23 protein-coding genes and 2 tRNA genes are annotated in these 19,930 nt (G+C 39.9%); 17 read left to right on the top strand and 8 right to left on the bottom strand.

The genetic code is table 11. From position 1 onward, the window contains the following. The coding region (locus PHQ42_03020; protein MDD5071681.1) for a hypothetical protein at positions 1 to 531 on the top strand (531 nt) is incomplete at its 5' end. Between the two features lie 121 nt (positions 532 to 652). Here PHQ42_03020 and dnaN read toward each other — a convergent pair. Beyond that, on the bottom strand, positions 653 to 1,783 hold the full coding sequence (gene dnaN, locus PHQ42_03015; GenBank protein MDD5071680.1) for a DNA polymerase III subunit beta: 1,131 nt from the start codon (positions 1,781 to 1,783) through the stop codon (positions 653 to 655). A gap of 297 nt (positions 1,784 to 2,080) precedes the next feature. Next, positions 2,081 to 3,445 (bottom strand): chromosomal replication initiator protein DnaA, encoded by a 1,365-nt coding sequence (dnaA, locus tag PHQ42_03010; protein ID MDD5071679.1) that lies wholly within the window; start codon positions 3,443 to 3,445, stop codon positions 2,081 to 2,083. A 334-nt stretch (positions 3,446 to 3,779) separates the two neighbouring features. Here dnaA and rpmH point away from each other — a divergent pair, with 334 nt between their 5' ends. The 5 genes from rpmH (at position 3,780) to murI (ending at position 6,362) form a co-directional block, all read left to right on the top strand. Next, positions 3,780 to 3,917 carry a 50S ribosomal protein L34 gene (rpmH, locus tag PHQ42_03005; protein ID MDD5071678.1) on the top strand — a complete coding sequence of 46 codons (138 nt, stop codon included), beginning with the start codon at positions 3,780 to 3,782 and terminating at the stop codon, positions 3,915 to 3,917. 139 nt (positions 3,918 to 4,056) lie between these two features. Further along, positions 4,057 to 4,398: a ribonuclease P protein component gene (gene rnpA / locus PHQ42_03000; protein ID MDD5071677.1), complete on the top strand. Its 342-nt coding sequence runs from the start codon at positions 4,057 to 4,059 to the stop codon at positions 4,396 to 4,398. A 3-nt stretch (positions 4,399 to 4,401) separates the two neighbouring features. Next, entirely contained in the window at positions 4,402 to 4,656 is a 255-nt protein-coding gene (gene yidD / locus PHQ42_02995) for a membrane protein insertion efficiency factor YidD (protein ID MDD5071676.1), read from the top strand. 113 nt (positions 4,657 to 4,769) lie between these two features. Beyond that, positions 4,770 to 5,522 (top strand): YidC/Oxa1 family membrane protein insertase, encoded by a 753-nt coding sequence (locus tag PHQ42_02990; protein ID MDD5071675.1) that lies wholly within the window; start codon positions 4,770 to 4,772, stop codon positions 5,520 to 5,522. A gap of 21 nt (positions 5,523 to 5,543) precedes the next feature. Continuing rightward, a complete protein-coding gene (gene murI, locus PHQ42_02985) occupies positions 5,544 to 6,362 on the top strand; it encodes a glutamate racemase (GenBank protein ID MDD5071674.1) in 819 nt (272 codons plus the stop codon). Positions 6,363 to 6,428: 66 nt separating this feature from the next. Here murI and PHQ42_02980 read toward each other — a convergent pair whose 3' ends face one another. The 6 genes from PHQ42_02980 to PHQ42_02955 form a co-directional block, all read right to left on the bottom strand. Further along, positions 6,429 to 6,860, bottom strand: coding sequence for a desulfoferrodoxin (locus tag PHQ42_02980; GenBank protein MDD5071673.1), 432 nt, complete (start codon positions 6,858 to 6,860; stop codon positions 6,429 to 6,431). A gap of 45 nt (positions 6,861 to 6,905) precedes the next feature. Beyond that, positions 6,906 to 7,304: a cupin domain-containing protein gene (locus tag PHQ42_02975; protein ID MDD5071672.1), complete on the bottom strand. Its 399-nt coding sequence runs from the start codon at positions 7,302 to 7,304 to the stop codon at positions 6,906 to 6,908. Between the two features lie 24 nt (positions 7,305 to 7,328). Next, a complete protein-coding gene (locus PHQ42_02970; protein MDD5071671.1) occupies positions 7,329 to 8,288 on the bottom strand; it encodes a hypothetical protein in 960 nt (319 codons plus the stop codon). A 55-nt stretch (positions 8,289 to 8,343) separates the two neighbouring features. Continuing rightward, positions 8,344 to 8,514 (bottom strand): hypothetical protein, encoded by a 171-nt coding sequence (locus PHQ42_02965; GenBank protein ID MDD5071670.1) that lies wholly within the window; start codon positions 8,512 to 8,514, stop codon positions 8,344 to 8,346. A 378-nt stretch (positions 8,515 to 8,892) separates the two neighbouring features. Continuing rightward, complete coding sequence (locus tag PHQ42_02960) at positions 8,893 to 9,666, bottom strand: diacylglycerol kinase family protein (GenBank protein MDD5071669.1); 774 nt, start codon at positions 9,664 to 9,666, stop codon at positions 8,893 to 8,895. Positions 9,667 to 9,721: 55 nt separating this feature from the next. Beyond that, positions 9,722 to 10,096: a polymer-forming cytoskeletal protein gene (locus PHQ42_02955; GenBank protein ID MDD5071668.1), complete on the bottom strand. Its 375-nt coding sequence runs from the start codon at positions 10,094 to 10,096 to the stop codon at positions 9,722 to 9,724. A 429-nt stretch (positions 10,097 to 10,525) separates the two neighbouring features. On the opposite strand from PHQ42_02955, the gene PHQ42_02950 reads away from it, so the two are divergent. The 11 genes from PHQ42_02950 (at position 10,526) to PHQ42_02900 (ending at position 19,766) form a co-directional block, all read left to right on the top strand. Further along, positions 10,526 to 10,597 (top strand) — tRNA-Arg (locus tag PHQ42_02950). Positions 10,598 to 10,819: 222 nt separating this feature from the next. Beyond that, a tRNA-Ala gene (locus PHQ42_02945) sits at positions 10,820 to 10,892 on the top strand. 1,233 nt (positions 10,893 to 12,125) lie between these two features. Then, entirely contained in the window at positions 12,126 to 12,560 is a 435-nt protein-coding gene (locus PHQ42_02940; GenBank protein MDD5071667.1) for a hypothetical protein, read from the top strand. Between the two features lie 116 nt (positions 12,561 to 12,676). Beyond that, positions 12,677 to 13,600: a thioredoxin-disulfide reductase gene (gene trxB / locus PHQ42_02935; GenBank protein ID MDD5071666.1), complete on the top strand. Its 924-nt coding sequence runs from the start codon at positions 12,677 to 12,679 to the stop codon at positions 13,598 to 13,600. 105 nt (positions 13,601 to 13,705) lie between these two features. Further along, positions 13,706 to 14,242, top strand: a complete 537-nt coding sequence (locus PHQ42_02930; GenBank protein MDD5071665.1) for a transposase — start codon at positions 13,706 to 13,708, stop codon at positions 14,240 to 14,242. Positions 14,243 to 14,367: 125 nt separating this feature from the next. Beyond that, entirely contained in the window at positions 14,368 to 14,997 is a 630-nt protein-coding gene (locus PHQ42_02925; GenBank protein ID MDD5071664.1) for a ribonuclease HII, read from the top strand. A gap of 84 nt (positions 14,998 to 15,081) precedes the next feature. Then, positions 15,082 to 15,342 carry a hypothetical protein gene (locus PHQ42_02920; GenBank protein MDD5071663.1) on the top strand — a complete coding sequence of 87 codons (261 nt, stop codon included), beginning with the start codon at positions 15,082 to 15,084 and terminating at the stop codon, positions 15,340 to 15,342. 129 nt (positions 15,343 to 15,471) lie between these two features. After that, positions 15,472 to 17,448 (top strand): translation initiation factor IF-2, encoded by a 1,977-nt coding sequence (gene infB, locus PHQ42_02915; GenBank protein MDD5071662.1) that lies wholly within the window; start codon positions 15,472 to 15,474, stop codon positions 17,446 to 17,448. A 105-nt stretch (positions 17,449 to 17,553) separates the two neighbouring features. Next, on the top strand, positions 17,554 to 17,886 hold the full coding sequence (locus PHQ42_02910) for a ribosome-binding factor A (GenBank protein MDD5071661.1): 333 nt from the start codon (positions 17,554 to 17,556) through the stop codon (positions 17,884 to 17,886). Between the two features lie 127 nt (positions 17,887 to 18,013). Further along, positions 18,014 to 19,021, top strand: coding sequence for a bifunctional oligoribonuclease/PAP phosphatase NrnA (locus tag PHQ42_02905; GenBank protein ID MDD5071660.1), 1,008 nt, complete (start codon positions 18,014 to 18,016; stop codon positions 19,019 to 19,021). 13 nt (positions 19,022 to 19,034) lie between these two features. Then, the gene (locus PHQ42_02900; protein ID MDD5071659.1) at positions 19,035 to 19,766 is read left to right on the top strand and encodes a hypothetical protein; all 732 of its coding nucleotides are present in this window, start codon (positions 19,035 to 19,037) and stop codon (positions 19,764 to 19,766) included. Positions 19,767 to 19,930: the final 164 nt, after the last annotated feature.

Raw genomic sequence — 19,930 nt, 5'->3', positions numbered from 1 at the left:
AGGATAAACGCCTCGGCTCCGCGCGGAATTAACCGGGCTGAATATTATATTGACGGCAATTTAATAGCGACAAACAATTCCTTCCCTTTTAACTTGGAAAAAGATATTGGTTTTTTAAAAAACGGATTTCACAACTTAAAAGTGCGGGTTTGCGATGATATAGATAATTGTTCTGAACAATCATTTGAATTTAATCTTATTTTAGACGGAGAAAACCGGGTATCCAACGATATAAATATTTCCTGGCTCAAACCCGCTAACGGCGACTCTATTAACAGGGTTAATTTCCCGGTGAATATAGAAATAAAAACCAGCAATCCGATTCAAACTGCCAGAATAGATGTGTTTTTGCAAAGCGAAAAAAGCGAGCCCGCGCTTATCGCCAGCTTGGGCCCGATTGAAAACGAAATCGCTTCCGGCAACTGGAAAGCGGTTCCTACCCCCGGCGCTTATAAATTATATGGTGAAGCCCATTCTTGGAGCGGCCAAATTAAAAAAAGCGAAGAAATCACGGTCATGATTGGTAATTAAATAATATAAAAATAACCTGCCTACCGGCAGGCAGGAACAATAAAATACAAAAATCGCCAGCCACCTCGCTGGCGATTTTTGTATGCTTTTTTTATATTATCTTTTTATTTTATTTTTATATTTACTGCTTAATCGGCATGATAATATACAAATAATCTTTTTCGCCTTCTGGTTGAAGAAGGCAGGGGGTATTATTGTCAATTATCCCTATCTTCACATTCTCGCCGTCTATATTGTTGAGCCCGTCAAGCAAATATCTATAATTTATAACGACGCCATTATCTTCGCCTCGGCTGTTTGCTTCCAGTTTAATAACGCTTTCGCCGGTTTGATCGGAAGCTGAAGAAATTACCATCTGTTTTTTATCTTTGGGAAAATCAAGGTTAACATCATTAATGCTGGTTTTGGAAAAAAGGGAGGAAGCTTTTATGGCCCTAACCAATTCCGCCCGGTTAACCAGGGCCGTGGTTTTAGGAGTGGTGGGAATGATTTGTTTATAATCCGGATATTGCCCTTCGATTAGGCGGGAAATAAGCTCGGTTGATTTAACGGTAAATAAAATTTGGTTATCGGAAATATAAAATTTTATTTCTTCATCGTCTCCGCCCATATCTCCGTTTTCTTTCAAGCCGGACAATATTCTAATTAATTCTTGGAGGGTTCTGGCCGGAATAATTATACTCCGCTCTTCCCCGGGTCCATTTTTTAAACCAATCTCCCTTTCAGAAAGGCGATAACTGTCGGTTGCGGCCAAAATTAGTTTGTTGCCGCGAAAATTAAAAAACACTCCGGATAACTCCAGCCTGGTTTCTGAAGTGGAAACGGCAAAAACCACTTGAGCCAAAGCTTTTTTAAACTCACCCACCCCCGCGCTATAAAAATTGTCTCTATCAACCGACGGTATTAGAGGATACTCATCAACCGGCTGACCCTTGATTTTGGTTTTATAATTCTCGCACTCTATCACCAGGTTGCTTTCCCTTCTCTCAACATCCACCTTTTTATTTGGCAAAAGGGCAACGTAATCAGCTATCACTCTGGAGTCAACCGTGAAAGACCCTTCTTTCTCTATTTTTCCCCGCATGCTATGGACTATGCCCATTTCCAGGTTGGTGCTTATTAATTTTATATTTCCTTCTTTAGCTTCCATCATTACGTTGTTCAAAATGGGTAGGTTTATATTTTTTCCGGTTATGTGGCTTACTATAAAAAGGGCGGAGTTTAAATTTTCTTTTAAAATAGAAAATTTCATATTTTTAATTATGCTTAATTATAATTAAAATTTATATATTATATAGGGTGGTAATAATAAGGGGGTTGATAACTTTTGTTTTGTTGGGATTTTTTTGTTTTTGTTCTTGTTTTTTGAGATTTTTTTATTAATAACCTGTTGGTATGTTATAAAAAGAAGTGGGTAAATTTTAGTTAAATTGTGTTTAATTTTTTTTTCTTCCGACTTATCAACAAATAATTAAATCAAATTAAGATTATATCAACAGGATTTGTTCGGTGTTTTTTGGGTTGTTTACAAAAAAGGATTTGTGGGTTTTTACAAACAATTATTGCGAAGAATTTGTTTTATTGATTCCACCTCTTGTTTTACTTTCTCATTCCCCTCCTCTTTTATTTCCCTTAAGATTTTGTTGTAGGCGTGCATAGCCGTGGTGTGATCCCGCCCTCCCAGTTCTTGGCCGATGGTTGGATAAGAGGTGTTTATTTCTTCGCGCATTAGAAAAATTGTGATTTGCCTTGGCCAAACCAGCTCTTTTCTTCTTCCCTTGCCTGTTAAATCCTTTGGGTTTAGGCTATAAAACTTAGAAACAGCCTCCAAAATATCTTTGGGAGAGAGAGATTTTAATTGAACGTTAGCCATTAGATCATTTAAAATAGCTTTGGTGCTCTCTATGGTTGGGGTGGTGTTGTTAAATTCGTGGTAGGCGATTATTCGGTTTAAAGCCCCCTCCAGTTCCCTGATGTTGTTAAAAATATTGTTGGCGATATAGTCCAATATCTCTTCGTTTAGAGAATAATTTTTCTCTCGGCATTTCTTTGCCAAAATGGCCAGCCGGGTTTCTATGTTGGGCTGGATAATATAGGCAATCATACCCCATTCAAACCGAGAAAGGAGCTTTTTTTCCATGGCCTGGATGGATTTTGGCGGCCTGTCAGAAGTAATCACTATTTGCTTGTTGGTTTGGTGGAGTTCGTTAAAGGTGTGAAAAAATTCTTCTTGGGTTCCGTCTTTGCCGCCCATAAATTGAATATCATCAATCAAAAGTAAGTCCACATTCCGATAACAATCTTTAAATTCCTTGGCTCCGCCGCTGCGGACGGCCTGAATGTAGTCATTGGCGAATTTTTCACTGGTAACATAGAGGATTTTGTCGGTGTTTTTTGAAACTTCGTGCCCAATAGCTTGGAGGAGGTGGGTTTTCCCCAAGCCAACTCCGCCGTAAATGAAAAGCGGGTTATAGGCCTTGCCCGGATTGGCGGCAACAGCCTGGCAGGCGGCGTGAGCCAATTCATTGCCTTTGCCGACTATAAAATTTTCAAAAACGTAGCGGGAATTTAAGCCAAAACGGTTACGGGTTGTTTTTTCCTCGGTTGCGTCTTCATCTTTTTTTATTTTAATTTTTTTCAGGATGCTATCCACGGAACTGGATTTTTTCATTTCCACCTTATAGAATATTTTTTTGACTTTTTTGTTTGTGATATTTTCCAGGGCGGTAGAGATTTCTTTGTGGTATTTTTTTTCCAGCCAAGCCTTGGTAAAAGTGTTGGGCACGCAGATTACAACCTGCTCCTCGTCAATAAGAGAGATGAAAGTATTTTTGAACCAGGTGGTGAAGTTGGCTTTAGACAGGCTTAATTCTATTTCTCCCAAAACCGCCTGCCAAACTTGCTCATTATTCATAAAACAAGAAGTATTATTTGTTCCGCGTCTTTGAGCCGGGACCTTAGGCCTGCCAAAAGAGATGCGGGGTTTGTTATGGGAATAATTATAACAGGTAAAATTTAATAAAGAAACCTTTGCCAATGTTTATAAATTGTTGATAAGAGGTGGAAAAGAAATTAAAAGGTTTTATCCCCTTTAATAGGGGTGAAACATGGAGTTTTTTGAAGTTGACCAAAATTGGGAAATATGATATGTTAAGATAGTAATAAAAATATTTTAAAAAAGCAAGAGTTAATTTTTTTTAATAATTCCGTTAAATTTACCTTGTGATAATTTGGCGGTGCAAGCAGATATGCCAAAAAGAACTTATCAACCAAATCAGAGAAGGGCCAAAAAAAAGCATGGATTCAGAAAGAGAATGGCCAGTAAGTGCGGGCGCAAAGTTTTAGCCAATCGCCGGACAAAAAAAAGGAAGAAACTTTCCAAATAATTTTTTCAAAACCAAAAACCGCGCCGATTTAGAGACAGGAGCGGTTTCTGTTTATTCCGGTATTTTTAAAAATACTCCCCTGCCGCAAGCATTGGGGCAAAAATCGGGGCGGATAGCGCCGATAAAAGGCGCGGGATTTATGCTAAAAAAAGAAAATAAACTAAAAAAAGACAAGGAATTTGATAATGTTTTTAAAAACGGTCGTTCCTGTTTCCACAAAAATTTAGGCGTAAAATTCGTTGGCAATGGTCTGAAATTAAGCCGTTTTGGGATTTTGGTGAGCAATAAAATCAGCAAAAAAGCCGTGGAGCGCAATCGGATCAAAAGGCGGATAAGGGCGATAATAAGGCTGGAAATTGATAAAATCAAAGAGGGTTGTGATGTCGTGGTTATTGCCTTGCCGCCGATATTGGACAGCGCTTACGAAGAAATAGGCGCGGCAATAAAACATAGTTTTAAAAAATTGGGGTTATATAGATAAAATATGTTGGATTTTAAATATTATCCCCGTTTTATCGCCATAAAAATAATAAAGATATACCAAAAAACCCTGTCTTTTGACCATGGTTTGCTAAAAATTTTTCGCCCTTATGGATATTGCCGTTTCCGGCCCACCTGCTCTGACTACGCCATTGCCGCTATAGAAAAATATGGTTTTATAAGGGGCGGTTTCAAATCCCTTTGGCGGATAATGCGTTGCAATCCCTGGAACAAAGGGGGATGGGACCCTCTCGCGTAACGCGTAACACATAACACATAACGCGTAACGCTTTAATATTAGTCGCATGATGATGTAGCTAAATAACGCAGCAATGAGCGTTATGCGTTACGCGTTATGCGTTATGTGAACGCATGTCTTACATTTTTCAAGTTGTTTTTTATCAACCAATCTTAAATTTACTGATTTTTCTTTATAATATTGTTCCCGGGAATGATTTGGGCTTAGCCATTATTTTGCTTACAGTTATTATAAAATTGGTTCTTTTGCCCCTTTCCAAACAATCAATCAAGTCGCAGAAGTCTTTACAGGATCTTCAGCCAAAAATTGACGAGATAAAGAAAAAATACGCCGACAAAAAGGAAGAACAGGGCCGGGCCATGCTTGAACTCTATAAGGAAAACAAAGTTAATCCTTTTTCTTCCTGTTTGCCCCTACTGATTCAATTGCCTTTTTTATGGGCGGTTTTTAGGGTTTTTCGCGATGGTTTGGCTGGCGATTCTTTGAATTTGGTTTATTCTTTCATCGGCCGGCCGGAGTCAATAAACAATTTGTCTTTGGGTTTTATTGATTTGGCCAAGCCCAATGTTTATTTGGCTGTTTTGGCCGGCTTAGCCCAGTTTTGGCAGGCGAAAATGATGATTACCAAGAAGCCGCCCGTAAAAAACGGGGGGGCCAGGGATGAAAACATGATGGCGACGATGAACAAGCAAATGCTTTATTTTATGCCTATTTTTACGGTTTTTATCGGCCTTACCTTCCCCGGCGGACTTACCCTGTATTGGTTTGTAACCACTCTTTTCTCCGGCCTTCAACAATTATACATTTTCAAAAAAAAAGAAAATAAAAATCAAGGCGATATTATTGAGGGTCAGATTGTTAAATAATTTTTTTCGTTTTTATTTTTTATGATTGGCGTTTTTGACTCCGGTTTCGGGGGCTTAACAATTTTAAAAGCATTTTTGGGCCGGTTGCCCGCTTATGACTATATTTATTTGGGCGACAGCGCCCGGGCTCCGTATGGCAACAAATCGCCCGAGTTAATTTATAAATACACCGAAGAAGCGGTGGATTTTTTATTTAAAAAGGGCTGCGAGCTGATAGTTGTCGCCTGTAATACGGTTTCGGCCGAAGCTCTAAGGCAAATTCAGCAGAAATGGCTGCCGGGGAATTATTCAACGGGCAGGGTTTTGGGCATTATCATTCCGATTGCCGAGGCGGTCGCGGAAGAAGTGAAAAAATCTCCGAAAAGAAACCGAGTAGGCATTATCGGCACGCGTTCCACAATTTCCTCCGGCGCTTATAATCGGGAACTGGAGAAATTGTCCTTTGATCTGGAAATTTTAAGCCAAGCCTGTCCCCTGCTCGTGCCTTTGGTGGAAGAGGGCTGGACAAAGAACCGTGAAACTAAAATGATTTTGCGGCATTATTTGCGGCCTCTTAAATTAAAAAAAATTGATTATTTGATTTTGGGCTGCACTCATTATCCCATTCTTTTCCAAGATATAAAAAAAGCGATGGGCAAGCGCTGTCTCGTCTTTGACTCGCCCAAATTTGTGGCCGAGAAGCTGGAAGATTATTTAAAAAGGCATCCGGAAATTGAAGGAAAAATCGGGAGAAATAAAAAAAGGATTTTTTATACCACGGATGACCCGCAAAGGTTTAAAGATTTGGGAGAAAAATTTTTAGGGCAGGAGATGAAAAAAATAGAAAAAGTTAATCTGTAATAATTTCCGTAATAAAATGAAGGCGAGATTCGCTAATCTCGCCTTCATTTTTAATAGGTATTGTTTTTACGCTTGCCAAAGTCCGTGCAGATTGCAATAAGCCCTGGCCTTTATATCTCCCGCCTCAACGCAGAATTCGGCTTCCGGTTTATCCCCCGGCTTTAGGAATTTTTTATGGGACTCCCCGTCGGCAATTATTTCTATCCATTCGATATAATGCGCTTCTTCCATGGGATGAGGAACAGATCCGATTTTTATTTTTTGTACAGACGCATGATTATGCGTCTCTACATCTTTATTGGTTTTTTCAATAACCGGCGCATGCTTTTCCTCCATAGCTTTAGCGTCGGAGGATTTTTCTTTAGCCGCGTCAACCGTGTTGGGATTCTGCAGAACCATGGGCTGCCCGCAGCAAACTAATTGCCCGACTCCGGTATGGACCATTTCCACGATATTGCCGCAGACATTGCATTTATAGACTTCGTTTAATTTTGTCATATTTTTTATTATTACCCCCTTAATAAAGGGGGCTAGGGGGATTTATTATTCCGTCGTTTTCCCGTCAAATTCCGCTTCATTGGCCTCGGCTTCGGCCTTGGTGGCGCGCACAATTTTGTCCTGGTGGTGAGCCGGAGAATAAATAGTGTAGAGCTTTAGTTCTTCGGTGGCGGAAACGTTAATGATATTGTGCTGGGCGCCGGCCGGCACAACAATGGCTGATCCATCTTCTAGGCTGTATTCGTTCCCGTCAATAATGCACTTTCCCTGCCCTTTCTCAAAACGGAAGAACTGGTCGTTTTCTTCGTGCACTTCCATGCCGATTTCCTCTCCTGGAGCCAGAGACATGAGCACTAATTGGCTGTGCTTGCCGGTGTAAAGCACTTGGCGGAAGTTTTTATTGGCCAAAGTGTCTTTTTCAATGTTGGTGTTAAAACCTTTCATAGATTTTTTAGTTAATTATTATTTTTAAATATTTGTATTTTTCCATGTTTTTTCTGGATCAGGAAGGGCGGCGTAATCCCGCTTAAATTTTTCCAACAATTCTTTTGGAATTTTCTTTTCTCCGGTCGGCCGCCACTTTCCGTCACTATCCTGGGCTATCCCGGTGTAGGTATAGGTACCGTCAGGATTTAATTTTGCTGAATCAATTATGCTTTTTAAAGTTAATCTTTTTTCCCTGTAACCCGAAGCATAATGGGCAACCCCGTCTATGTTAAAACCGTGATAATCTTGATTCCTGTCCGATTTCATCCGCCTGTATTCTTCCCTTTTCTGTAACGCCTGATAAAATCTTTTTGCGTCTTCAATAGAAGCAAAATTAGTAACAAACCGGGTGGTTTCGCTATCTTGGCGTAAATCAATTTGATGAGTTTTTTGAGTATCAAGATGTTTAAAGGCGATTGGAATTTTTTCACTTTCAGCTATGGCGAAGGCCAAATTGCGGAGCTCTTCCATATTATTAAGCGGTATATCAAAATAGATTCTTTCCTTTCCCCACTCTAATTTTCCCGATTCTTTAAGTTTTTTTGCAGCTGTATTTCCGTATTCATACCAAAAAACTCCAACATCAGTTTCCCCGTTTTTGACTCTGAATTCACCATAATCTTTTTTTTCTAATCCTTCCGGATTTTTTTGTTCGGAGGTGCCAGTTTTGGTGTCGCTCGCTTCTCCTTGTTCCCGATCTGAACTCTCGGCAATTTCTTGCCTGACTTTTTCCAGTTCTCCCCGGTCTTTTTTCGCTTGCACCCTTTTCATCTCTTCCCAGGATTCTTCCCTTTCTCTTCCGTATTCTTCCGGCGTTTCGCCGATAAGCATAGCCCGTCCAGTCATATATATTTCTTTTTCCGCTTCCCCTATGTCTTTTTCGGAAATATTTTGCGTTTTCTCTTCCTCTGGTTGAGTTGTTTTTATATTTTCAAAATCCATAAATTTTGTTTCGTCGCTGTTTTTGGGAAAACTGCGAAAAGGAAATTTATTATTTTTAATTTATCGACTGAAAAAAATCGCAATGCGCGGCCAGAGGCACTTCGCATTTGCCTTCAAGGCAGTAATACTTTCCGTCTTCTCCCTGAACTAAACTTGTGCAATTTTGGCACTGCGTTTTTTCATCATACCAATTTTCTTTGTAGTCAGCTTCTATTTCGTGCGACATATATTTTGCCTTTGGATAAAGGTGTTAAAAATTTTTTTCGGCTCTACGCGGAGCAAGAAGCTGACGGCAGAGATTTTCTCTCCTCGTCATCCCGGCCCGCGAGCCGGGATCCATAGTTTAGCGGCACGAATATTTTATTTCGGCACAATTTTAGCAAGCCAAAGTTCCTACGATTTAACCCTGAATTCCCTCCCCGTTTTCACGGGGACTAAAGGCCGTGGGAATGACGAAAAAGAAAAGGTTAAGTTATTATTTTCAGTGCGAATTATCGACTCGCTACCATGTGAATTAATTGAATAAATTTCGCCTAAATTTGACTATTATCCAACCTTATTTATTTTCTAAATCCTAAAAATTCTTAATTCTTAAATCTTAAATCTAGAATCGTCGTTCTTTCCCCACAATCACATTCAAACTCCGGTTAACGCTGATTTCGGCCGGGGTCGGGACTTCTACGGCATTATCCAAAACAAGAGGATATTTTTGGTTTATAATCGTTAATTTTTTCAAAGAAAAAAAGCTTTGATTGGCGGTTGGCCTTAATTTAGTGAGTTTTCTTCCTCCTTTGGTTTTTATATAGAGTTCCAAAATTCCGTCCTTGGGATTGGGTTTTGTTTTCTCGGGCAAGTCGGAAAAGGTGGAAAGATTTATAATATTTATTTCGCCCGGCTCCATAATTTCTATGGAGTAATCTTTCCCGATTTCCAAAGTCGTGCCCTGGCTGGCAATTTGAGCCTGCGAGACAAAATAATTGTTTCCGGCTTGGGCAATATCCAGTTTTTCAATCCTGCGGGCGGAGAGGACGTCTCCGGCTTCTTCTTCCCGGCCAATACCCAAAGTTTCGGCAATAGAGTTGCCGAGATTGCCTATCGGAATAATGCCCAAAGGAGTTTCCGCTATCATTTGGTTGTTGATTTCCGCGCTTGCTATGGCATTGATTATTTTGTGGACGGTTTTGTCATTGCCAACCGCGATTATGGTTTTGGCTCCCCTTTTTATTTCATTCTCCACGGCTTCGTTGATGTTCCGCAGGAGCCCTAAGCGGATAATTTTTCCGTTCAGGCCCAAATCCGTAATTCTGGTTTCAACGCGCGCTAAGGCATTATCGTATTTTTTTGTATTTACGTATTCATCGTAAATGTAAATATGCATAATCCAAAACTAAAAACTAAAAATGAAAAACTAAAAACTTTTTTGAGTTTTTAGTTTAACTTTTTGTCTCGTCTTTTCTTTCCGGGAGCATGGTGCATTTGCCGTTTAAGATCGCTCCCCTTTCCACGGACAAAGAGGAACATTCAATATCCCCAAAGATTTTACCGGTGGCGGCGACTTCCATATACTTTTTAATTTTTATGTTCCCGGTTACCTCGCCGCCGATTCTGGCTTCCCGCGCTTCAACGCTGGCGGCGATTTTGGCCTTGTCTCCGATAAAAACATCGCCGTTGGTTTTCAGGCTTCCTTCCAGGATTCCCTCCACGACTATGTTGCCCTGGCCGTTAAAATTGCCCTTAACCCTTATTGACGGCCCGATAATGGTTTCCACCTCCTTTATTTTTTCTTTTTCGTCCTGTGATTTAAACATAGTTTTTGGGCAGGCAAATCTCCCCTTTGCCGAGTTTATTTGCCTTTTAAAATTATCATTTTAAGATCCTCCTCAAGAGGCTGTTGCCGAATGCTATTTCTACTGCAATTCACAATTTTGTAACGAAAGCGCATTAGGCAACAGCCTCCAATTAATTGTAGGTTAATAGAGGGGGTTTGTCAAAAAGAAAAATATAGGGTAAGATAATATTTAGAGTGTGGATTTCCAATTTACCCCGTTAGAAACGTGTTGTTTCCCAGCGGCTTTTTGTTGCTAACTGCGATAAAATATTATATACCTTTTGACTTAGTCAAAGGTATTTTTCTAACCCCGTTAGAAATAAATTTCTAAGCGGGGCTAACAGGGCAGGTTCATTTTTTATTTTTAGGCAATTTTGTTTTTATATAGCTCTTGCGGCCCGGCGCGCCTGCTCTTGTAGTTCAATGGATAGAACAAGGGACTCCTAAGCCCTAGACGCAGGTTCGATTCCTGCCAAGAGCACAAAGACAGAGTTCAGTATATTTAGAATAGTAAAGTCCACGTTCTTGTAGACTTAAGTCGTGTCTTGGTGATGTTTTATTAGTTTTTTATCTAATATTAGCCAAAAAAGTTAATTTAACCTATAAAATAGTTTTACATAGAACAAAAAGTTTTGAGTATTTGGCTTTTGGAAATTGGGGTTTATTTGGAATTTGAGATTTGAAATTTGAATTTTAATATATCGGGCCCTTAGTTCAGCTGGTAGAATGCTTCCATGGCATGGAAGAGGTCAGGAGTTCGAGTCTCCTAGGGTCCACCCTTTCGAATTTCAGATTTTAGATTGTAGATTTTAGATTGTAGATTATTTATCTATGAGGCAGGACTTGAAATTTTGGTTAGTATTAGATAAAAGTTCTTTGTAGAACATTTAAAGTATTGAAGAGAGGGAAGCGGAGATGAACCAGAAATATAGGAAAAGGCTTGATATGGTTGCCAATATTGGCATGGCATTTTTTGGCCTGTTAGCGATTATCCTTGTTTCCTTGAAAAATCCTTTTGGTTTTGTTTTTGGATTATTATCCCAGCCGTTTTTCTTTTTGTGTTCAATCCTGCACCGGCAATGGGGCCTTTTTATTGTAAATGTTGTTTATACGATTAGTTGGATTTTTGGCATTTATATGTGGTTTTTTAGATGAGATCCGCCAGATATTGTTTTCCGGCGGATTTTTGTTTTTCGTAGAACATTGCTACTTATGTCATTGTGAGGATCTTGCCTGCGGCAAGAGACGAAGCAATCTCTGGTCCCGAGCGCTTTACCCCGCGCAAAAAAAGCCTCTGATGAAGTCGGAAGTGTAATAAATTTCGCACCTTTCTTTAAGACATTAAACCTTAAAGAAAGGACCCATTCCTTATCCTCTCACCAAACCGTCCCAAAACTCAAAATTCGTCATTTATAACTCGGTTTGACCGGGTAAAAAACTTATAACATTGGCCAAATTCGTGGAACTAGATTTCTCGAACAGTCTGTATTCGGGAAAGTTGCGGAATAAATTGTCGCGGCCCCGCGCTTATTGAAATCCGAGATATCCCCCCGTAGATGAGGGGTGGGCGACATATTTTTTGCGGGAATTTATCGCTTTGCTAGAGATTGCTTTGTTAGTCGTCCCGAAGGCTCGGGACTCCTTCCTTGCAATGACACCGGAGGAGACAGGGGACTTAGTTGCCTTTTTGGCAGCTAAGTTCCAAAACTTTCTATTTTTGATAATATAATTAAGACTTTAGTCCACAATTTTGTAGACTTAAGTCATTTTTTATAATTTGGGGATAAGTCCACGTTTTAGTGGACTTTTCTTTCTATTTTTGCTAATATTAGCTAAGATTATAGTAGTGGATAACTTGGGGAAAGAATAATTTAGACTTGACAAATAATAAAAATTTTGATATTATATAATGTTTATTAGCACTTTTTAAATAAACATTAAACCTTGTTTAAAAAGCGCGGAATTTATTTGCGCATCCACCTTAAATAACCGGAGAAGAGGTGATAAAGATGATAGCAAGAGACACTCTTACGGACGGGCCGGCGATCTCCTGGCTTAATGAAAAATGCCGGGCCTATATTCTTTGGTTTAATCTTTACACCTTTGTGGTGTGGGCGCTCCTGTTAGCGGAGTTTTTTACCAAAGCCAAACTGGCAACTCTGCCTGGAGGTTTGATGGCGATTTATCTGACCTTTCTGACTGCCTATACCGGGCAGAAAGAATTGGCTAGGTGGAAGCTGGGGCATAACCACAAGCGGCTTTGGGGAGAGATTTGGGTTTATATCTGGCTGTTTACCGGGCTTCTCGTCTTCGGGTTTAATGCCTTTAGGCCTGATTTCAAAACCCCGACCGCGGACCTGGTCACCATCATTTCCACCACCTTGGTTTATTTCACTGGCACAGAATATTCAAAAAAGGCTTATCGGGAAAAAAATCCGAAATAAAAATCGGAATAACCGCCTGCCTTAAACCCCCGAGGGATTTTCTCTCGGGGGTTTTTCTTGCCTAAAAATATAAAAAACTATACAATGGTTTATATTAAATATTAATTAATTTTTTTATGTACGATACGATAATCATCGGTTCCGGGCCGGCCGGAATGACCGCGGCCATCTATGCCGCCAGGCGGGAAATGAAAGCTTTGATAATCGGGAAAGAATTGGGCGGGCAAATGGTTTGGGCGTCGGAGATTGAAAATTATCCCGGTTTTAAAAAAATCGGCAATTACGATTTGATTATTAAAATGCAGGAGCAAGTCAAGGGCTTGGGAGTGGAAATCAAAACCAGCGAGGTAAAAAAAATAGAGAAGGGAGATGATGGAATTTTCATTTTGCATACCGGCAAAGAGGATTATAGAGCCAGAACCGTCATTATCGCCATGGGCTTGTCTCCGCGGCGCTTAGCCATTCCCGGGGAAGAAGAGTTTAACGGCAAGGGCGTGTCTTATTGCGCTAATTGCGACGGACCATTTTATAAAGACAAGATAGTGGCAGTGATAGGGGGGGGAAATGCCGCCTTGGATGCGGCTGAGGTAATGTCAAAGATTGCCAAAAAAGTTTATCTTATCCATCGCCGAGAAGAATTCAAGGCCTTTGAATCCCTAGTTAAAGATGTCCAGGAGAGAGAAAATATAGAACTTTTTTTAAATTTTGATTCAAAAGAAATTTTTGGCAAAGACAGAGTGGAAAAAATAAAAGTGTTAGACAACAAAACACAGAAAGAAAAAGAGTTGGAAATAGATGGAATTTTTGTTGAGGTCGGCCGAGTCGCCCATACGGATTTGGTGGCGGAGTTGGCGGAACGGGACGCCGGCGGCCAGATAGTTGTTGATGAAAAACAAGGAACAAAAACGCCCGGGCTCTTTGCGGCCGGGGATGTTACCAATAGGAGCGAATTTAAGCAGATCACTATCGCTTTAGGCGAGGGCACAATCGCCGCCTTAGCCGCCTATCAGTATTTGCAGTTAAAGGAAGGGGAAAAATAATAAAATAATATCACCGCCTAAGCGGGACGGGTAAAAATAAAATAACAAAATGAAAAGGAAGGAAAAATTTATAAATTTTTCCTTCCTTTGTGTTATAATTGAGATATGAGCACTATCATTTTGCATCGAAATTCGCAGAAGCGTTTTTATGGACCAAATAAAATTTATTTTATCACGACCAATACGGATAACCGATTTCCATTTTTTAAAGAGGATTTATTTTGTGAATTATTTATAGACAATTTAAAAATTTGTAAAAAGATAAAAGATTTTAAATTATACGGATTTATTGTGATTCCCGACCATATTCATTTATTATTAGAGCCGATTGGGAAATTTAATATTTCCCAAACAATGCAATTTTTAAAACGGCATTTTTCACGAAACGCAAATTTTATTTTAAATAATTATAATAACAATGAGGGTGAGGTTTGTTACGAAGAAGGCGAGATTGGCCAATCTCGCCTTCAGGAGAAATATAAAATTTTTGAAAATATAATTAATGAACATGATAAAAAATTAAAAGAGATTAAAAATAAATTTTTACAAAAAAATTTTAATGATAAATTTATAGGTTATGAATTTAAATGGCAATCATCGTTTTATGATCATGTAATTCGCGATGAAGAAGATTTTTTTTAATCATCTTAATTATATTATTATAAATTGCGTTAAACATAAAGTATGTTATGATGAAAATCAGTATGAATGGTCATTTTTAAACCTCAAATACGAGGGTTTAATTGACGACAGTTTCGTTTAAGTTTATGTTAGATTTAGAACAAGAAAACAGGATATTTAATCAGGGTTATAAATTAATCGCCAGCCTGGACGAAGCCGGACGCGGGCCCTTAGCCGGACCGGTGGTGGCCGCCTGCGTGGCCTTGCCTTCGGAATTTGAAATTAATAACGAGAAATTGAAATTGGTGGCGGATTCTAAAAAATTAAGCGCTTCCCGCCGGGAAGAATTATTTTCGGTTATTGGCGAAGAATTTACCAGCGTGGGGATTGGCATTTGCGACAATGAAACCATTGATAAAATAAATATTTTTCAAGCCTCTTTTTTGGCCATGAAAAAAGCTCTGGGAGCGTTAAAAGAAAAACCGGATTTTGTTTTATTGGACGGCGGTTTTGAAATCCCCAACTATACGGGAAAGCAAAAAAACATAGTCAAGGGCGATAGTTTGATTTTTTCCATTGCCGCCGCTTCCATAATCGCTAAGGTAACCAGGGATAATTTAATGAAAAAGTTTCATGAAAAGTATCCGCAATACGGCTTTGACCAGCATAAGGGTTACGGCACCAAATTGCATCTTTATAATTTAAAAAAATACGGGCCCTGCCCGATTCATCGTTTTAGTTTTGGGCCGGTTAAAAATAATATAAAAATAAAATAATAAAATAACAAAACAAAGAGCCGGTTATTTTTTATATTATTTTATTATTTTATTATTTTGTTATTTTAACACCATGGCAAAAAAATTTTTACAATTGAAGAAGCAAAAAATATCGGCGAGTCCTTGGAAATTAAATGGGATAAATTTGATGTTGAGCAATTTCGGGCCGGGATGGACGTAGAAATGGAGCCTGGCTTAGCCGGCTTTCATACTAATATTACTGATGATGACTCAATGATAACCGGAAAAATTACCCTGGCGCGCCCTAATGAACTTCCAGATTATTATGCTCGGATGGAAAAGATGGAAAAAGAGGGCGAAAAATTTCAGGAAGGGAAGAAATAATATTTAGCACAAAAAGATAACCACGATAATTTAAGGGTTATTTTTTTATTGACGTTTGGAAAGAAATGTTATAAAGTAAACAAATAAAACAAATATGTTTAATTAACGCATTTAATCAGTTTTATCACAATGAATGTAACTGAATTGGCCAGAATTCTAAAAGTGAATCCGCAGGAACTGCGCGACCTTTTGCCGCAGTTCGGTTTTCATATTGGCCAAAAAGCCATAAAAATTGATAATCGCACCGCCCAGAAAATCATAAAAGAATGGCCAAAATTAATTAAGCAGCTGGAGGAGTGGAAAAAGGCGGAGGCGGAAGAAGGAACGGGAGAAGAAAATAAAGCGGAAGAAAAAAAAATAATTTCTGTCCCCAATTTTATCACAGTGCGGGATTTCGCCGCTTTAGCGCAAATTCCGGTTAATAAAGTTTTAGTTGAATTGATGAAAAACGGAATTTTCACTTCAATGAACGAAAAGATTGATTTTGACACAGCCGCTATTATCGGGGCGGATTTAAATTTGGAAGTTAAATTGAGCGGGGAGGGCGAGAGGAAAAGAGACGAAAAAAATAAATTGGAGGATATTTTGGGAAAAGAAGAGAAAAACAGAATGCAGGATCGGCCGCCGGTTATCGTGGTTATGGGCCATGTTGACCATGGCAAAACAAAATTATTGGACGCGATCAGAAAAACTGACGTGGTGGCAGGAGAAGCCGGAGGCATAACCCAGCATATCGGCGCTTATCAAGTAACGAGGAAAAATAAAGTTATTACTTTTATCGATACTCCCGGGCACGAAGCTTTTACCGCTATGCGCAGCCGCGGCGCTCGAGTGGCCGATATCGCCGTTTTGGTGGTGGCGGCCGATGATGGGGTTAAACCGCAAACGGTTGAGGCTTTTCGGATAATTGAAGCGGCCCGCATTCCTTTTGTGGTGGCCATAAACAAAGTTGACAAGCCGGAAGCGGACGCAAATAAAACCAAGCAGGAACTGGCTACCCAGCTTAATATCCAGCCCGAAGATTGGGGCGGGAAAATTATCTGCGCCCCGGTTTCGGCCAAGACCGGCCAGGGCGTAGAGGATTTGTTGGACATGATTTTACTCGTGGCGGAAATGGAATTGGATAGTATAAAAGCCAATCCGGATTCCCCAGCGGCCGGAACGGTCGTGGAGTCCCACGTTGATAAGGGCGCCGGGCCGGTGGCCACAATTTTAATCCAAAATGGGACATTACGGGTGGGTGACGGCCTTTGTTTCGGCAGCAATGCCTATGGAAAGGCGCGGGCCTTAAAAAATTATAAGAATGAAAGCATTGCCAAGGCGGGCCCCTCCACTCCGGCCATGGTTTTGGGCCTGAAAGTATCGCCGGCGGTGGGGGATATCCTGGAGGTTGGCCGGGGGGAAAGAATAAAAAATTTCCGTTCTTTGGAAGCGACAAGCAGGCGGGAAATGGGAAAAAATATCAAACAGCCGTCTGACGGCGAAGATAAATCCAAAAAAATTAATTTAATTTTAAAAAGCGATGTTTTGGGATCGGCCGAAGCCATTGAGGAGTCGTTGGCCAAAATAAGCGGCGAGAATATAAAAGTAAAAATTATCAGCAAGGGGCTTGGCAATATTACCGAGGGAGATGTAAAAAAAGCGGAAGATTCAGGGGCGCAGATTATCGGTTTTAATGTGAAGATTGCGCCTTCAATTGAAAATTTGATAAGAGAAAAAGAAATTAAAGCCAAAATTTTTAAAATAATTTACGATTTGACGGATTATATAAAAGAAGAGATGGAAAAATTAGTTGAGCCGGAAATAAGGCGAGTTGATTTGGGCCGGCTGAAAGTGCTGGCGATTTTTCGAACAGATTCTAATGGCCAGATTGTCGGAGGCAAGGTTCTGTCTGGTCGGATAGAGGCTGACAGCTTGGCGGAAGTGGTGAGCGGCGATGAAATCGTAGGTAAAGGCAGGGTAACCCGCTTGCAGCTTAATAAAAAAAACATTGATTCGGCGGAAGAGAACCAGGAGTGTGGCCTGCAATATGAAGGCAAGTCAACAATAAAGGAAGGCGACATCCTTCAATTTTATAAGACGGAAGAAGTGAAAGAAAAAATATAATCTGTTACAAATTACAAATCCTATACAAATATTACAAATTTTTATAAAAATGCATTTCTGGTATTTGTAAAATTTGTAATGAATTCGTAATTTGTAATATTTATTATGTCTAGGCCAGAACAAATCAATGAGTTGTTAAAAAGAAATATAGCCGACCTTATCAATAGGGAAATTTCTCTGGAGGGCGGCCTTATAACAGTTAGTTTTGTTGATTGCTCGCCGGATTTGGAAAGGGTAAAAATCGGAATTTCCGTTTTGCCGATTAACCTGTCGGGCACGGCCCTGAAAATTTTAAGGGGAAATTCAAGCTTATTTGCGGGAATTTTAAGAAAGAGAACCAGATTAAGGCATATTCCGAAATTTGACTGGGCGATTGATTCAACCGAAGAGAAAGCCGCCGAGATTGAAAAATTATTGGAGGAAATAAAAGAATTGTAAAGACGCATAATCATGCGTCTCTACGAAAAAAGAACCAAAAAGCAGACCCTTGCCTTTTTGGTTCTTTTTTGTTATGATAAAAAATCTTTCTACAAATACTACGAATTAGGGAATCCGAATTTATTATATGGATTTAGATAGGGCGATAACCGCTAAATTTTTGGAGGCTTTCCAAAAAATAAAAGAAGCGGAAAATATACTTTTGGTAACGCATGAGCGCGCTGACGGCGATGCGGTATCTTCGCTCTGCGCCCTGGTTGAGTTGTGCGAGAATTTAGGCAAAAAATATACGGCTTTCTGCCCGGGCGAGCCGATAAGCCAGTATTCATTTTTGCCCCATACGGAAAAAATTATTTTTGACAAAATGGCTTTTTCTTCGGCTAAGCCGCCGTTGGGCTTTAAAAATTTTACTTTAATTATTGCTCTGGACTGCGGCAGTTTGGAGAGGACCGGATTGCCGGAAGAAATAAAGGGGAGAAATTTTAATCAATTTTTCATTGAATTTGACCATCATTTAAAAAACGGCAACCGTTCGGATTTAGAAATAAGAAAACCGGAAGCCGTGGCCACAACCGAGATTCTTTATTATTTTTTTAAAGCCAACAAAATAAAAATAAACAAGAATTTTGCCAATTGCGTCTTAACCGGCATTTTAACGGATACGGGAAACTTTCTTTATTCTCCGACTTCGCAAAAATCAATCAACATCGCTTCCGAAATGATGCTTTGCGGAGCCAGATTTCCCCAAATAGTGAAAAACACCGTTCACAACAAGAGTTTGCCGGCTATGAAAGTTTGGGGCTTGGCTTTAAACAATTTAAAAATAAATAGGAAATATAATTTCGCTTTTTCCATTTTAACCCTTGATGAAATAGAAAAGTTTTCTTCAGAGGAGAATGAAGATATTTTCGATTCAATTTCGGGATTTTTAAGCAATTTATACGGCGTCAAAGGAGTTTTATTTTTACGGGAAGAAAAGGGGGGCCGGCTAAAAGGAAGCTTGCGCAGCGCCCATCCCAAAACGGATGTTTCCCGGCTGGCGAGCAAATTGGGCGGCGGCGGTCACGTCAAAGCTTCCGGATTTGTCTTGGAAGGAAAAATAGAAAAAGAAAATAATAACTGGAAAGTTGTATAAATCTGGGGGAAAAATGTTTTTTACTAAAGATGGTCTCCGTTTCATTGAAGAAAATGGCGTTTGGGTTTTTGAGCGGGAGCCGTTGCCAAGGGTAATTGCTACTGTGTCGCATGACGGATCGCCGAAAAAAGACTTTATTGGTTTGTTTAGGGAGAAAACGAAGGGCGTGTCTGTTCACGATTTGAATGTTTGGCCAATTGTTCGAGATATATTAACGGTTGTTCCAGTTGACGCGGTTCGCGGCATGATTCCCCGTTGTTTTCTTGATTATAATCGGGCGGAAAGAGAGGCGCTGGAAGATAGGCAATGGCTAGATTCTTATAACACCTATCACTCTTCTGTCGCCAGCTTGGCACGATGCATGATTGAACAGCACGGAGCAGGTAATTGTTTGCTCCTTGATTTTCACGGTTTTTCCGATCAACCCAGTTATGGCGAGTATGATGTAATTTTGGGCACAGGCAACCGCCTCACTGTTTTTTCCGAAATAGACAAACAATTGGCCGATTTTTTGCAATTCAGGGAATATCGGGTCTTTTTACCGCGGGAAAAACCAGTTGGTAGCGGCGAAGACAGGTTTAACGGTAATTTTATTATTCATTCTTATGCCGAGAAGTTTGGCCTTAACGCCATTCAAATTGAGATCTTTAAAACTTTCCGGACAAAGGAGGGGGAAGAAAGGGGCAAAAAACTAGCTAGCGATTTAAGTAATTTTTTGGCGGATAATTTTTTCCCCGCTGGCTGACGTTTATCTAAAAGGCGCGTGAATCTGAACGCGCCTTTTTTATTTATTTTTACCTGTCCCGCTTGCCCCGTAGCCGCGGTGGCCTCGGCGGTGATATTATTTTCTTTTTTTTTCCCGCCACTCCCCTATTTTTTTATGGTCCCCGGAAAGTAAAATTTTCGGCC

The organism is Patescibacteria group bacterium, assembly GCA_028711655.1.
In the GTDB taxonomy this organism is placed as follows: Bacteria; Patescibacteriota; Patescibacteriia; order Patescibacteriales; family JAQTRU01; genus JAQTRU01.
The sequence above is the reverse complement of the archived record's forward strand: the minus strand, read 5'-3'. Positions and strand labels throughout refer to the sequence as shown.

Bases quoted from the DNA above. Each gene is read 5' to 3' on its own strand.
- rnpA (MDD5071677.1), top strand. From the start codon at position 4,057: ATGCTAAAAAAAGAAAATAAACTAAAAAAAGACAAGGAATTTGATAAT.
- PHQ42_02975 (MDD5071672.1), bottom strand. From the start codon at position 7,304: ATGAAAGGTTTTAACACCAACATTGAAAAAGACACTTTGGCCAATAAA.
- dnaA (MDD5071679.1), bottom strand. From the start codon at position 3,445: ATGAATAATGAGCAAGTTTGGCAGGCGGTTTTGGGAGAAATAGAATTA.
- rpmH (MDD5071678.1), top strand. From the start codon at position 3,780: ATGCCAAAAAGAACTTATCAACCAAATCAGAGAAGGGCCAAAAAAAAG.
- PHQ42_02910 (MDD5071661.1), top strand. From the start codon at position 17,554: ATGTCTAGGCCAGAACAAATCAATGAGTTGTTAAAAAGAAATATAGCC.
- PHQ42_02970 (MDD5071671.1), bottom strand. From the start codon at position 8,288: ATGGATTTTGAAAATATAAAAACAACTCAACCAGAGGAAGAGAAAACG.
- infB (MDD5071662.1), top strand. From the start codon at position 15,472: ATGAATGTAACTGAATTGGCCAGAATTCTAAAAGTGAATCCGCAGGAA.
- PHQ42_02990 (MDD5071675.1), top strand. From the start codon at position 4,770: ATGTCTTACATTTTTCAAGTTGTTTTTTATCAACCAATCTTAAATTTA.
- murI (MDD5071674.1), top strand. From the start codon at position 5,544: ATGATTGGCGTTTTTGACTCCGGTTTCGGGGGCTTAACAATTTTAAAA.
- dnaN (MDD5071680.1), bottom strand. From the start codon at position 1,783: ATGAAATTTTCTATTTTAAAAGAAAATTTAAACTCCGCCCTTTTTATA.
- yidD (MDD5071676.1), top strand. From the start codon at position 4,402: ATGTTGGATTTTAAATATTATCCCCGTTTTATCGCCATAAAAATAATA.
- PHQ42_02905 (MDD5071660.1), top strand. From the start codon at position 18,014: ATGGATTTAGATAGGGCGATAACCGCTAAATTTTTGGAGGCTTTCCAA.
- PHQ42_02965 (MDD5071670.1), bottom strand. From the start codon at position 8,514: ATGTCGCACGAAATAGAAGCTGACTACAAAGAAAATTGGTATGATGAA.
- PHQ42_02940 (MDD5071667.1), top strand. From the start codon at position 12,126: ATGATAGCAAGAGACACTCTTACGGACGGGCCGGCGATCTCCTGGCTT.
- PHQ42_02900 (MDD5071659.1), top strand. From the start codon at position 19,035: ATGTTTTTTACTAAAGATGGTCTCCGTTTCATTGAAGAAAATGGCGTT.
- PHQ42_02930 (MDD5071665.1), top strand. From the start codon at position 13,706: ATGAGCACTATCATTTTGCATCGAAATTCGCAGAAGCGTTTTTATGGA.
- PHQ42_02955 (MDD5071668.1), bottom strand. From the start codon at position 10,096: ATGTTTAAATCACAGGACGAAAAAGAAAAAATAAAGGAGGTGGAAACC.
- trxB (MDD5071666.1), top strand. From the start codon at position 12,677: ATGTACGATACGATAATCATCGGTTCCGGGCCGGCCGGAATGACCGCG.
- PHQ42_02980 (MDD5071673.1), bottom strand. From the start codon at position 6,860: ATGACAAAATTAAACGAAGTCTATAAATGCAATGTCTGCGGCAATATC.
- PHQ42_02925 (MDD5071664.1), top strand. From the start codon at position 14,368: ATGTTAGATTTAGAACAAGAAAACAGGATATTTAATCAGGGTTATAAA.
- PHQ42_02960 (MDD5071669.1), bottom strand. From the start codon at position 9,666: ATGCATATTTACATTTACGATGAATACGTAAATACAAAAAAATACGAT.